Origin of the sequence: [Anoxybacillus] calidus, from assembly GCF_013760845.1 — a bacterium.
Classification (GTDB): Bacteria; Bacillota; Bacilli; order Bacillales; family Anoxybacillaceae; genus Paranoxybacillus; species Paranoxybacillus calidus.
The window spans coordinates 221,395-234,789 of sequence record NZ_JACDUU010000006.1 but is presented as its reverse complement, the minus strand read 5'-3'; the positions used below and the strand labels follow the sequence as shown (position 1 = coordinate 234,789).

General features: G+C 38.2%; 14 protein-coding genes. 12 read left to right on the top strand and 2 right to left on the bottom strand.

The window, feature by feature from the left end; genetic code table 11:
• Positions 1 to 14 precede the first annotated feature (14 nt).
• A complete protein-coding gene (gene map / locus HNQ85_RS13125) occupies positions 15 to 761 on the bottom strand; it encodes a type I methionyl aminopeptidase (protein ID WP_181538163.1) in 747 nt (248 codons plus the stop codon).
• A gap of 232 nt (positions 762 to 993) precedes the next feature.
• Between map and HNQ85_RS13120 the strand changes: the two genes are divergently transcribed.
• From HNQ85_RS13120 to HNQ85_RS13090, 7 genes are all read left to right on the top strand, one after another.
• Positions 994 to 3,102 carry a methyl-accepting chemotaxis protein gene (locus HNQ85_RS13120; protein WP_181538162.1) on the top strand — a complete coding sequence of 703 codons (2,109 nt, stop codon included), beginning with the start codon at positions 994 to 996 and terminating at the stop codon, positions 3,100 to 3,102.
• A gap of 120 nt (positions 3,103 to 3,222) precedes the next feature.
• Positions 3,223 to 3,666, top strand: a complete 444-nt coding sequence (locus HNQ85_RS13115) for a hypothetical protein (protein ID WP_181538161.1) — start codon at positions 3,223 to 3,225, stop codon at positions 3,664 to 3,666.
• Between the two features lie 14 nt (positions 3,667 to 3,680).
• Complete coding sequence (locus HNQ85_RS13110) at positions 3,681 to 4,013, top strand: hypothetical protein (protein ID WP_181538160.1); 333 nt, start codon at positions 3,681 to 3,683, stop codon at positions 4,011 to 4,013.
• A 2-nt stretch (positions 4,014 to 4,015) separates the two neighbouring features.
• Entirely contained in the window at positions 4,016 to 5,299 is a 1,284-nt protein-coding gene (locus tag HNQ85_RS13105; protein ID WP_181538159.1) for a glutathionylspermidine synthase family protein, read from the top strand.
• A gap of 5 nt (positions 5,300 to 5,304) precedes the next feature.
• Positions 5,305 to 5,703, top strand: a complete 399-nt coding sequence (locus HNQ85_RS13100; RefSeq protein WP_181538158.1) for a DUF350 domain-containing protein — start codon at positions 5,305 to 5,307, stop codon at positions 5,701 to 5,703.
• 139 nt (positions 5,704 to 5,842) lie between these two features.
• Positions 5,843 to 6,583, top strand: coding sequence for a 3-oxoacyl-ACP reductase FabG (fabG, locus tag HNQ85_RS13095; protein WP_181538157.1), 741 nt, complete (start codon positions 5,843 to 5,845; stop codon positions 6,581 to 6,583).
• 334 nt (positions 6,584 to 6,917) lie between these two features.
• The gene (locus HNQ85_RS13090; RefSeq protein WP_409994135.1) at positions 6,918 to 8,213 is read left to right on the top strand and encodes an NCS2 family permease; all 1,296 of its coding nucleotides are present in this window, start codon (positions 6,918 to 6,920) and stop codon (positions 8,211 to 8,213) included.
• A 77-nt stretch (positions 8,214 to 8,290) separates the two neighbouring features.
• Here the strand turns inward: HNQ85_RS13090 and HNQ85_RS13085 are convergent, their stop codons facing one another.
• On the bottom strand, positions 8,291 to 9,589 hold the full coding sequence (locus HNQ85_RS13085) for an ATP-binding protein (protein WP_181538155.1): 1,299 nt from the start codon (positions 9,587 to 9,589) through the stop codon (positions 8,291 to 8,293).
• 443 nt (positions 9,590 to 10,032) lie between these two features.
• Here HNQ85_RS13085 and HNQ85_RS13080 point away from each other — a divergent pair, with 443 nt between their 5' ends.
• The 5 genes from HNQ85_RS13080 to yidC all read left to right on the top strand — a co-directional run bounded on the left by HNQ85_RS13080 (position 10,033) and on the right by yidC (position 13,346).
• Positions 10,033 to 10,281 (top strand): hypothetical protein, encoded by a 249-nt coding sequence (locus HNQ85_RS13080; RefSeq protein WP_181538154.1) that lies wholly within the window; start codon positions 10,033 to 10,035, stop codon positions 10,279 to 10,281.
• Positions 10,282 to 10,368: 87 nt separating this feature from the next.
• Entirely contained in the window at positions 10,369 to 11,187 is an 819-nt protein-coding gene (locus HNQ85_RS13075; protein ID WP_181538153.1) for a uroporphyrinogen-III synthase, read from the top strand.
• Between the two features lie 420 nt (positions 11,188 to 11,607).
• On the top strand, positions 11,608 to 12,129 hold the full coding sequence (locus tag HNQ85_RS13070) for a metal-dependent hydrolase (RefSeq protein ID WP_181538152.1): 522 nt from the start codon (positions 11,608 to 11,610) through the stop codon (positions 12,127 to 12,129).
• Positions 12,130 to 12,284: 155 nt separating this feature from the next.
• Positions 12,285 to 12,557 (top strand): hypothetical protein, encoded by a 273-nt coding sequence (locus HNQ85_RS13065; RefSeq protein ID WP_181538151.1) that lies wholly within the window; start codon positions 12,285 to 12,287, stop codon positions 12,555 to 12,557.
• A gap of 27 nt (positions 12,558 to 12,584) precedes the next feature.
• Entirely contained in the window at positions 12,585 to 13,346 is a 762-nt protein-coding gene (yidC, locus tag HNQ85_RS13060) for a membrane protein insertase YidC (RefSeq protein ID WP_181538150.1), read from the top strand.
• Positions 13,347 to 13,395 lie beyond the last annotated feature (49 nt).

Sequence of the window (13,395 nt, the reverse complement as noted above, 5' to 3'; positions counted from 1 at the left end):
AATGGTTGCTTTTTCTATTGTTCCGTTAAAATCAACGGTCCATTCTTTGTGATGGCAATCGTATGTTCATACTGTGCGGAGAGTGAGCCGTCAATCGTTCTTGCCGTCCAACCGTTATCGTCCATTTTACTTTGCCATGCGCCGGTGTTGACCATTGGTTCAATCGTAATAACCATTCCTTCTTTTAATCTTAGTCCTTTTCCCGGGGTTCCAAAGTGGGGAATGTATGGATCTTCGTGAATGGTTCTACCAATTCCGTGTCCGGTAAAATCACGAACGACTGAGAATCCATGTGCTTCAACGTACGTTTGAATGGCGTGACCGATATCACCGATGCGATTACCAACTATCGCCTGTTCAATGCCCTTATATAAAGACGTTTTCGTTACATCGAGTAATTGTTGCACTTCTTCCGTCACTTCACCGACTGGATATGTCCAAGCAGAATCAGCAAGTGCCCCGCGTAAATTGACAACGATATCGATGGTCACAATGTCTCCGCTATTCAGCGGCTCTCTACGTGGAAAGCCATGGCATATTTCATCGTTAATCGAAGCGCATGTTGCATACGGATAACCTTTATATCCTTTTTGTTCTGGAGTGGCGCCGTGTTTACGGAGAAACGTTTCAACGAACTCATCAATTTCCATCGTCGTAATTCCTGGCTTTATCATTTTAGCGATTTCTTTATGGCAAGCTGCGAGTAATTTTCCTGCTTCATGCATTAATTCAATTTCTCTTTCTGTTTTTAATATAATCATGAAGAAATATTTCTCCTTTTCTCATGAATTTTTGATTGATTTTCATTTTACAATATAAAAAAATAGATGACAATGAAACGGCATAGTGACAAGATAGGGGGAATTATGTGTTTAATCAAAAAAATAAATATTAAAATAGTATTAACAATTAACATAATTTTTTGATAAAATAAAAAGCACTATACATATATTGTTATTTCAAGAAAGAATTTCATAGAAGGGGTTACATAATATGAAGCAAGTATTTAATCCGGCTGCATTACTTTTAAATCATCTGAAATTTAGTAAAAAATTCATGTTTTTGTTTATCATTTTTATCATTTCACTTGGGACGATTGGCTCCTTTTATATTCGCTCGTTAGAACAAAAGACAAATTTTGTAGAAAAAGAAAGGATTGGGCTTTTATATATAGAAAATTTTCTTAATAGTTTATACGCACTACAAAAACATCGGGAATATAGTGTTGTTTACTTGGCAGGTGATTCTTCAGTAGAGCCTAAGCTAAAAGCGACGGAAAAAGGAATAAATGAAACGGTCAAACGCATTCAAGCAATCCATAAACAAAACAAAGATTTGTTTTCTGTAAGTGAACAATGGAAAACATTTGAGGAGTCTTGGAAGCAGATTGAACAAAATTGGTCTACTTTTACGACAGATGAAACGGTTAAACGTCATAATATTATTATTAATGATCTAACGTTACTGATGATGATGATTGCCGACCGTTCCAATTTGACACTTGATAACAATATTGATAACAACTACCTTGTCCGGCTCATTGTCGATAAAGTTCCCTATGTAACCGAACTGATTGGAGCGACACAAGCATTGGCTTCCGAAATAGCCATTAATAAGAAAATCGATGAAAATGAAAAAGCAAAACTTACGTATTTGCTCAATTCGCTCGATAGTTCTATTATTTCTCTTAATAACTCAACAGTCTCTATTTTCAATGAAAACAAAACGATGAATGAAAAATTCAGTCAATATAAAGACGCGGTGATGACAGAGACCATTGCGATTTCAAATGTGATTGACAGCGAATTTTTACAGACAACGACCATTTCAGCTGAACCGAATATGATTTACGACAAAACGAATGGAGCACATGAGCAATTATTTAAAACAGCGCAATTTGGAATTGACATTCTAAAAAAAGCAATCAATCAAGAATACAACTCATTAAATGCTGATAAATGGAAGACGATTGCTGTTATTGTTATTGTATCGATTATTATTGTTTATTTGTTTACTGTTTTTTATCGTTCTATCCGTGATCATATCGATTTAATTGAAACGATGACAGAGCAGGCGGCAAAGGGGGATTTAACTGTGCGAATGAACGTCCATACAAAGGATGAGTTTGCACAGATTGCCGCATCTTTTAACTCATTAATTGAATCATTCCGAGATATTATTTCTGCCAACCAGCAGCTTGTCGAAGAAGTGTCTGCTTCTTCACAAGAGTTGACAGCGATTACGGAAGAAACGATGCAGGCCACAAGTCAAGTAGCGGCAACGATGGAGGAAGTAGCTGTAGGAACAGGAAAACAGCTACATTATGCAAAACAAAACACACATGCGATTCAATCGTTAATGAAAGATACTCATTATATTTCGGATCGCGCGAAACAGGTGGCCTCTTCGTCAGTGGAAATGAACAACGAAGCAGCAAAGGGCACCGCGTCGGTTCATGAAATGATCGGGCAAATGAGAAGTGTCAATGAATTAGTATCACAATCGACACAACTGATTCGTTCTTTGTATGAACGATCCAACAATATCGGACAAATGACACAAATGATTACAACCATTGCCGAGCAAACAAATCTTCTTGCCTTAAATGCGGCAATCGAAGCAGCAAGAGCAGGTGAACACGGAAAAGGATTTGCTGTTGTCGCGAATGAAGTGAGGAAGCTTGCTGAACAATCTTCCCAATCTGCTAAACATATTCACATGCTATTAAGCAAAATTCAAAAAGATACTTCTCAATCTATGGCTGCGATGGAACATGTGTTACAGGAGACACAAAAGGGAGTAATGGTTGCCAATGATACCGGTACGATTTTCGAGAAAATCTTAGAGGCAACCCATGAAGTAACAGAGCAAATTAATGATGTTTCATCAAGGCTGACATGGATGGAAACATCATTGCAAAGGATCGTTTCAACGATTCACGAAACAGAGAATATTTCACAGCAATCCGAACAACAGACACAGGGAGTGGCAGCTGCTTCCGAACAATTGCTTGCATCGATGCAGGAAATCTCTTCATCTGTCCAATCTTTGAATGATAAGGCGCAAGATTTGTTCCAAGCGATTGAACAATTTAAGTTATAAGGTGACCTGAGCAGTTTTGGCTGTTCAGGTTTTTTCTTGCTAGACAATTGAAACTATTTCCCATTATAAACGTATATGAGTACGTCAATTTTTTGATTTTTCATAAGGTAGGTGAAAGTAGTGGCACGATTGGAGTATCGACTCTTATTGGATCATGAAAAATATGAGTTGCTTTATTTTTACGAAAATATTGACTTAGAACAAATCATTACTCGACGTGAATGTGAGTTTTTTGTAAAAGAGGGAGTGACGTATAGGCAGCTTTCTTCTGCTTTAGAGAATGATACATTTGCAATTTATGTAGAGAAGTACGAACAAGGAGAAAAAGAAGATGAAGTAAATGGTCATGGTCTTTTACTCGAAGTCCGCGAGTTAAATTCAGAGAAGAATCATCCGATAATTACAACGCTTGAACTGCATTCCCATCTTGAGATCATGGCCTATATCGGCAGTTCATTTACCTATTTTCACGGAAAGGAATGGCTTCGGGATTGTGCGGAAATTGATGAAGACCGAAAGCTGTATGTCCTTTACGTGACAGCAACAGGATTGATATTAGAATAAGAGGGGAAATAAATATGAACAAGACGAAAAAAATGATGATCGGAGTTTTTACAACATTAATGGCTGGTTCATTAGTTGCTTGCAATAATAACGAAAGCTTGCCGCCACATCCAGACGATGAAGATTGTGATGATTGGGAATGGGATGCGTCTACAGGAACTTATGTGTGTGATGATGATGATAGTACGTATTACCGCCATTATTATTATGGCGGAAGTTACTATCCTTCCAAACGCAGTTTAGAGCATTCATCTTCATATAAAAGTTATAAAGTGAGTCAGGAGTTTAAAAGCCGAGCGAAATCAGGGATCGGTTCGGGGACGAAAGGCGGTTTTTTTGGAGGGTAATGATGTATTCATTAGAGGATCACAAAAAGCGGCGCGAGCAATTTTATAAGCGCATTACAGGATTTTGGCCGGATTTATACAACATTGAATATGCGTTGTTTGATTACTATGCTTTAACAAAAAATGAAGTGAAAGCAATGATTAACGCGACAAACCGAATTGGGCACATTTATCGAAAAACGGCGCGACTGCTTCGAAGACTGCCGGGAGAAACATTACAGCTATTGGGCTTTCGGGCTGAAGTCATTCCATATTTGCGCATATCGGTGCTTCCGGAAGAAACAGTCATTGCGAGAGCGGATTTAGCTTTTGTAGATCAAGAATTTAAGTTAATTGAACTGAATGCGGATACTCCAACATTTATTCGTGAAACATTTGATATCAATGAGCACATTGCCAGTGAGTTTCGTACACAATCTCCTAATACCGGTGCAGCGGACGGATTAGCGCTCGCTTTAAAAAGCGCGATTGAACAGTCATTCTGTGCTATACGCGGCGATGGAAAACCATATGTCGTTTTTACCTCACATGATGATCATATAGAAGATAAAGAAACGGTCCATTACCTGCAACGTTTAAGCGGGATGGAAGCGGCATATGTTCCTCTTAACGAGCTCCGCGTAATTGCAGAGGATATTCGTCTTAATGACGGTAGCATCCTAAAACGCGGGCTGTATGATTCAGAGGGAAGGAGAATTGATGTATTGTATCGGCAAACATATCCGCTTGAACATTTGCTTGATGACCGCTCTCCGGATGGTGAGGAAGTAGGAAAATTATTGTTGCAGCTATGGAACGAAAGAGAAGTGGCTCTTATCAATCCGCCATCTGCGTTTTTACTGCAATCGAAAGCTGTTCAAGCGTTAATATGGGGATTGTATGAGGAGAGAAATCGGTTTTTTACAGAAGAAGAACATGATTGGATTTCACAACACTTTTTGCCGACTTATTTAGATGAGGAATATTTTCTGACGAAAAAACAGACATATGTACAAAAACCTGCATTTGGGCGTGAAGGGGATACGGTTGTCATTAAGAATGAAGAAGGGAATCCGATTTTTGCAGACCTTCAACAAACGTATGTCGATGAAACTCCTGTTTATCAGCAATATGTTTCTTTGCCGGAAGCGATGGTAAAGACGGTAAAAGGATATGAAAATGTAAGGCTTTTATATACTTGTTTTTTAATTAATGGAGAAGCAATGGGAATCGGCTTGCGCGCAGGCGGAATCATTACAAATAACTTATCTTACTATTTGCCGGTGATGGTAGAAGGGAAAGGATGAAAGTGATGTCATATATAGTTAACTTTTTTATTTATACGATATTAGGTTTCGTGTTAATGGGAGTTGGGATTGGCTTATTCAGCCTGACAACGAAGTTTTCCGAGCGGGAGTTAATTCGCGAAGGAAATATGGCGGTAGCGTTAAAGCTATGGGGGAAAGGAATTGGATTAGCCATTGTTATTTATGGTGCTTGGAGTAACAGCGTCAGTCTGCTGGATGCGGTGTTGTGGGGAGCCATCGGGATTATTACGCAAATTCTTGTTTACTTAGCGCTTGAGTATATTTTTACACCAAAGACGAATTTGGCGAAAAAGGTTGAGGAAGGCAATCTTGCCGTTGGTTTTAGTTTATTTGCGATTTCCATTATTGTCGGTTTGATTGTGGCTGGAAGTATGTCTTATTAACGATTCTAAATCATCCACTATGTGGTTACACTGCATAGTGGATGATTTTTTTGTTAAAAGACTGAGCGGTCATTCACAATATGATGATTTGGTGCATTAAATAGTAAATGAAGATATAGGCGAATGAGGGGTGAATTGTATGCGTTTACGAGATAAAGTGGCCATTATTACAGGTGGGGCAAACGGAATTGGTTTGGAAGCTGCCATTCTTTTCGCTCGTGAAGGAGCTAAGGTGGCATTAGCCGATTTTGATGCAGCGACAGGCGAAAAACGAGTACAAGAGTTAAAACAGCAAGGTCTTGATGTAGAATTTTTTCAAGTGAACGTTGCCGACCGCTCAAGCGTGGACAAAATGGTAGAAGATGTTGTGAACCACTTTGAAACCATTGATATATTAGTGAATAATGCTGGTATTACAAGAGATGCGCTGTTAACGAAAATGTCTGAAGAACAATTTCAACAAGTACTAGACGTAAACTTAAAGGGAGTGTTCAATTGCGCACAGGCGGTTGTCCCATATATGATTACCAAAGGAAAGGGGAAAATTATTAACACTTCTTCTGTTTCCGGTGTTTATGGGAACGTGGGTCAAACGAATTATGCCGCAGCTAAAGCAGCAGTGATTGGAATGACTAAAACTTGGGCAAAGGAGTTAGGGCGTAAAGGAATTAACGTTAATGCAGTAGCGCCAGGGTTTACAGAAACGAGTATGACAGCGAAAGTACCAGAAAAAGTTCTAAATCAGATTGTAACCATGATTCCTCTGCAAAGACTTGGAAAACCTTCCGATATTGCCTATGCGTATTTATATTTAGCCTCTGATGAATCCAACTATGTAAATGGTACTGTATTACATGTAGATGGCGGAATTATGATGTGATAAACAGGAAATAGCTCAAAGGGGTTTCTTTGTTTTGAAATTTAGTCTTAAGGCTCAAAATAAGCTTCGATATGCTTAAACGCTAACACGCCGAAAACGGCATCTCAAACGTTTGAAACGAAAACAATTGTCTAAAAATCGTGATACCTCTCGCAAACGAGCGAGGGGTATTATTTTTGTCAGAGTGGTCTCTACATAATCGACATTTACAGGGAAAACCATTGTCATGTTTTTGTTTCTCTTGCTATAATATTCACATTGTGGGTTATCAGTCTATCGCTGATAATCGGGGTGGGTCGAGGGATTAAAAAAAGGAAGGTTTATAGAAAGGATGTTGCGAAATTTTTTTACTCGGCGATTTGACTTTGAACGCAATGGGACAACAATAAAAAAGGAAATGCTTGCTGGCACGGTTTCTTTTTTCACCATTGTGTACATTATTGCTGTCAATTCGTTGATTTTATCGGAGGCTGGCATTCCAGTAGAAGCAGGGATTATCGCGACTATACTTGCTTCATTTTTTGGCTGTGTGCTCATGGGAATCTTGGGAAATGCACCGATTTTACTTGTTCCAGGCATGGGAATTAACGCGCTTTTTGTGTATACGATTGTACAGTCGCTTGGTCTATCGTGGCAGGAAGCACTTGCGGTCGTTTTCACATCTGGGATTTTATTTAGTATCATTGCATTTACACGTTTATCAGATTTACTTTCCCGCGCGATACCTCATGCATTAAAAGAAGCGATAACAGTCGGTCTTGGACTGTTTTTAACGTTAATCGGTTTAGAAAAAGGTGGGCTTGTAACAAGAGGAGAAAATTCGATGATTGCCTTGGGGAATTTAGGCGATCCTCATGTGCAAGCGACGCTTCTAACACTTGTCATCACGCTTTTTCTATTTATGCGGAATGTGAAAGCCAATTTCTTGCTCAGCATTTTATTCGGGACATTCATTGCGTATTTGTTTGGACTTCTCGATATGCATGAACTGAAAAATACTGCGTTTTCGTTTGAGCCCTATAAAAATGTTTTTGGCGCGATGTCTTTTGCCAGCATGACGTCACTAGCATTTTGGATTGCTGTATTTTCATTAACAATGGTGCTTGTATTTGAGAATATCGGACTTGTTCATGGGCATACCGCAATGTTAAAGCAGCCTGAAAAATATCGTCGTTCTTTACAGGCGAATGCTTTGTCTGCACTGTCATGTGCTTTCTTTGGCACGAGCCCGACCGTTTCCACGGTTGAAAGTGCAACTGGCATTGCTGCGGGCGGAAGAACGGGGTTTACTGCCGTGACGGCTGGTGTTCTATTCCTAGCGTCTGCGTTTTTTATTCCGGTGATCAAACTGATTCCTAGCAGTGCCATTGCTCCCATTTTAATGATTATCGGAGCTTTGATGCTGCAGCATATAAAGAATATTGAACTTAATGATTTTTCCGAATGGTTTCCGGCGTTTGTGATTATTGTTATGATTCCTTTTACTTACAGTATCGCTGATGGAATTGCATTCGGGTTCATTCTTTACCCGCTATTAAAAATAGCAGTCGGGAAGACAAAGGAAGTATCCGTACCGCTAGTGACCGTTTCGCTTTTATTCCTTATGAATTTTGTATTTCATATTATATAGATGAAAAAAGCTGACGAGGTTATTGAACTTCCTATATGACAAGGTTGGGAAGTTTATACCTTTAGTCAGCTTTTTTATTAGTAAGCTAATATCTTTTCTTTTCCAGTTGAAGAGGTGTACGGCAAAGATTGAATGAGCGGAAGATAGATAGATACTTGTGTTCCTTTGTTTACTTCGCTTGTAATCTGAATGGTTCCGTTCATCGATTCGATAATTCGATAGACGACCATCATGCCGAGACCAGTTCCTTTTGTGCCTTTTGTTGTGAAATAAGGCTCACCGAGGCGCTCAAGTTGTTCTCTTGTCATTCCTACGCCAGTATCAGAAATTCGAATCAGTATGTTATTTTTATTGAGCGATACATAAATGTCCAATAATCCTCCATTTGGCATTGCTTCAATTGCGTTTTTCATGATATTAAGCAAACACTGTTGGAATTTTTCACGCTCCCCCTTCACATTGAAAGGGATGAGGGAAGTTTGAATTTCCACACTGCTCATGTTAGCTAATGGTCGTAAAATATCAATCACTCGTTCAATTTCCGTCTTTACATTGAGTTTTTCTACACATTCGGGAGCCGGTTTGGCAAACGTCAGATAGTCTGTAATAATCGCTTCTGCTCTATCTAGTTCTTCAATGGCGATTCTAATATATTCTTTTCGTTTTTCTAAGGGGAGATGGTGCTGCTCTAGTAATTGCATAAATCCGCGTGATGCGGTTAATGGATTGCGCACTTCATGAGAAATCGAGGCAGCTAGATGACTGACTACTTCCATCTTTTCTGCGCGAATAATTCGTTTACGAACTTCAATATTAGCTTGCAAAGCCTCTCTCAAATAACAAGTTAGCAGCATGCTGAGCGGCTGAATCGGCAAATAAACGAGCCACATCGTCCAGAAGAAATCGGAAAAGCCGTATAAAAGTCGAACCATGATAATCATTAACATTCCTGAGAAGGCAGATAACACAAAGCTAAGTAAAATTTTTTGCTTAGAGGATAAGGTGATAAACTTTTTGGATAATAGTACACTAATCACTGTTTGAAAAATCGCGGAAATGATAGTGATAATAAATCCCTTTCCACCAAAAAGAGAACGATAACCGATTGTAACAATACATAAGAATATACTCGCAAACGGTCCTCCATATAGTCCACCTAACCAAAAAGGAATTTGTCGTAAATCGAACATATATTCTTCATCGAAACTGACAGGAAAGGTAATACAAAAGATGATCGCAATCGCTGCAGAAGTAGTTAAAATATGATGTTTTATTTTTTCTGAAATATTCCTTTCTTCCATCCATAAAGGAATGATAAAGATTGGAAGCAAAATAAAAAATAAGTTTAATAGGAAATCTTTAAGAATCTCAATCATCGCTGTCCTTCCTTTAATATGTATAAAATTTGTTATAATTTACAATTTGTTACAACTTATTCGTTTTTTCAACAAAAATGATTTACGTTTTACATTGTAAACGAAATTTACTTAAATTGTTAAGACTGAATATTTCGAGTTTTTTTAGCATAAATCTTCACGATTCAACATTTGTAGCAATGATAGATCGTGAGAACAAGTTCATATGCGTATAATTCTGGAAAAGGAGATCGTCTCGATCATTCATAGTGAAGACTCTTGATTTAACGAATGCGAAAACGGTTCTCGAGCTTGATGTTGTCGTTTCATGTTAGTTTTTGTAATCATTTCATACTCTTTAGTACAATTTGCTGATTTTTTTCTATTTATTATTCATGGAATAATTTTTTATAATTTTTAATATAAGTGAGTAATGAGCCAAATGAATGGAGGAGAGATGCTAAGTGAATGAAGTTTCCTACAAACAATTGAAGCGCTGGATTCAACAAAAACAACCCGTCATGATTAAAACAGTGCGAGGGGAAACAACTTTTCTAATTGTAAAATTATATGAGGATGCCAAAAAATTGTTTGCTTATGATCGGAATGCGAAGTTAACAACAATCGCATTAGATGATATTATTTATATCCAACCAGTTCGAATTTATGGTTCGTTTTATGTATCCAATCGCCTCGTAAAAGTAATCGGATAACTCTCTCTTTTTTTAGAGGGAGTTTTTTTTATTGATTAATTATTGTATAGTAAGTTTAATTAATAGAATTTCAAGGGGGAGAGGCAGTTGGAAGGTAAGCGCGTTGTTTTATGTGCATCGAGAAAATTGGAGGAAATGAGTACATTAATAAAAAAACAAGGGGGAATACCGCTGGTAAGGCCTGCACAAGGCACCGTATTTGCTAGAGAGGAAGAGTTGGAAGAGGACCTTCGTGCACTTATTGAAACAGAAATAGATTGGATTGTATTTACAACAGGGATAGGTACAGAAGCCATTTTTTCAGCGGCTGAGAAGTTTGGATTAAAAGAGGCTCTTGTCGGGCGAATTCAGGGGGCAAAGGTAGCGATTCGCGGCTATAAAACATTGTCGGTATTAAAAAAGATAGGGATTACACCGCATGTTTATAGTGATGATGGAACGACGAAGGGGTTAATCGATGCGCTTAAAGAGTTTGAGTTTAATGGAAAAAGCGTTGTCATTCAATTATATGGAGATACCGCACCAGCATTAAAACAGTTTTTTGGTCAAAGAGGCGCAAAATATTCCGAACTATTGCCGTATCGACATATTGCTCCGGAGCGTAAAATTCTTGAACAGCTTTATAACGAGATTACAAGTGGTAAAGTCGATGCAGTTTGCTTTACTGCAACGATGCAAGTGAGATTTTTATTTGATTTTGCAAAAGAATATAAGGATGTCGCATCGCTTCAGCGTGCATTTTGTGATCATGTCGTCGCTGTAGCGGTTGGAAAAGTAACCGCTGAAGCTCTCTATGAAGAAGGGGTTCAGCGCGTCATTGCGCCGCAGCTGGAGCGAATGGGAGCGATGATTATTGAGCTGTCCAACTTTTATAAAAAGAAGCTGAAAGAAGGATACAATGTCTAAAGCCTTCGTTTTTAGAATGGTATTTCGTTTTTTCAATACCAAAAGTTATTTGTTAATATACTGACGATAGTAGATCTATCCAACTTTACAAGCGGTGATAGCGATATTGCTTCACCGGATTGGCGCGCTTCTTTACTGTTTTTGGTGGGGCTGTCGGGTATGCGTTCAGGGCCATACTTGGTGGAACAATTACCGATTGGTTAATGGTTCAAAGCACTATTTTATTGGTTTCTCTTTTACCGTTTTTGGCAGGAGTAGTCGTTGTGTATCGGCTTATGAAAATATAGAACCATTTTTTGCGAGTTCGTTTGTTCGAGAAAAGAATCAAACAACTCGCTTTTTTTATACGAACAAATTTTCTTGTTTTGTGCTATAATGGCTATATATTTTGTTTAGTCTAGAAAGAGTCAGGTGGTTTTCTTGCGTTATCATACCCATATTGTAACATCATTGGCTATTGGTGCTGGCATTGCCTCACAAACTTCTCTATCGTTTACTATGAGCTATGCTGTGGGAATTATCATCGGCAGCTTGCTTCCAGATATCGATGAACCGAATTCTTATGTAGGCAGGCGATCACTAGGAATGTCCAATAAAGTGAAACAAGCATTTGGACATCGTGGAATGACTCATTCCATTATTATTTGGGCAATCATTGCTGCTGTGCTGCTCTCGGAGTCCCATTCTTTATTTTTCTATGGTTTCATTATCGGTTATTTACTTCATATTATTGAAGACTTTTTTTCTGTCCAAGGTGTTCCGCTGTTTTGGCCGTTTCAGACAAAGCGTTATAAATTTTTTATTACCTATCGGACTTCCGGCTTTTTAGAAGCTGTCATTTTTTATCTTTCGTTTGCCCTGTTTATATATATAGGAGTGAATCACCAATTATTTTCTGAATTATTCCAATCGGTCATTACTTTTTTGGAACGATTATTGTAAATTGAAATTCCTTGAGACTTTTTGGATTTATTTTTTAGCTTTACATAGTAGAAGGATAAGGGCAAAATAATAGAAGAATGAAACTTTTGAGATGGATTTATCGTATATACGTTTTGTAGACGAAACCGGTTTGTTTTTGCAAAAGAGGTGGCCATATGGAAGCACCGTTTGAGTTACTGATATATGTATTTCTTTTTAGTACGTTTTTCACAACGATTAAGCATTATTTTGTTTACCAGAAAGGAAATAAATGGTTTATTCATCAGATCCGTTTAGATGATGTGAAGAATGAAAAAATTTATAGATATCGTTTCATGATGGTTTATCCTTTTCGAAATTTTTTTGTGTTGCAGCAGAGAAAAATTCCTTACAGTGATCAATCACGAGCTGCTGATGATGAAGGAAGTAGGCTCCTTGTTTTTCTATGACGCAATGAAAAACAAGGAGGAAGCCATATGAAAGGAAAATTATTTCTTCTTTTTCTGTTAGTAGTAACCATTTTAAGCGGATGCGGTACAAATGCACCGATTACCGAAAACAGCCAAGGAATTTGGAATCATTATTTTGTCTATCCGATGTCGAAGATTCTATTAACGTTAGGTGCTTTTTTTGGCAATAATTATGGACTAGCCATCATTACATTAACGTTGGTTGTTCGTTTCTTGTTATTGCCGCTCATGTTAAAGCAATTTCAAACGACTTTAGCAATGCAAAAGCTTCGCCCGGAGATTCAACGTCTTCAAGAAAAATATAAAGGCACTGATTTACAAAAACAGCAACAAATGCAGCAAGAAATGATGCAACTTTATCAAAAGCACGGTATAAACCCAATGAGCGGCTGTTTGCCGGCGCTCATTCAAACGCCGATTTTTATGGCGCTTTATTACGCGATTTCGCGGACGCAAGAAATTAAGCTTCACTCATTTTTATGGGTGCAGCTCGGACACAAAGATCCATATTTTATTTTACCGATTCTTGCTAGTTTAATGACGTTTATTTCCATGCGCCTATCACCATCTGTTACCGGAGAAACGTCACAGCAGATGGTGATGATGTCATATATCATGCCGGCAATGATTTTCATTGGCGCAAGCTCTGTTCCATCTGCTTTGTCGCTTTACTGGGTCGTTGGCGGATGTTTTTCCATCATTCAATCGCTCATTTTTCGAATGCAACTAAAATCGTTAGCTGCCAAACAAGATAGCCAGGCGACATAATGAAAATAACGAAGCGAACTCCATAATAAAAAGGGCTGACCTTTTGCTT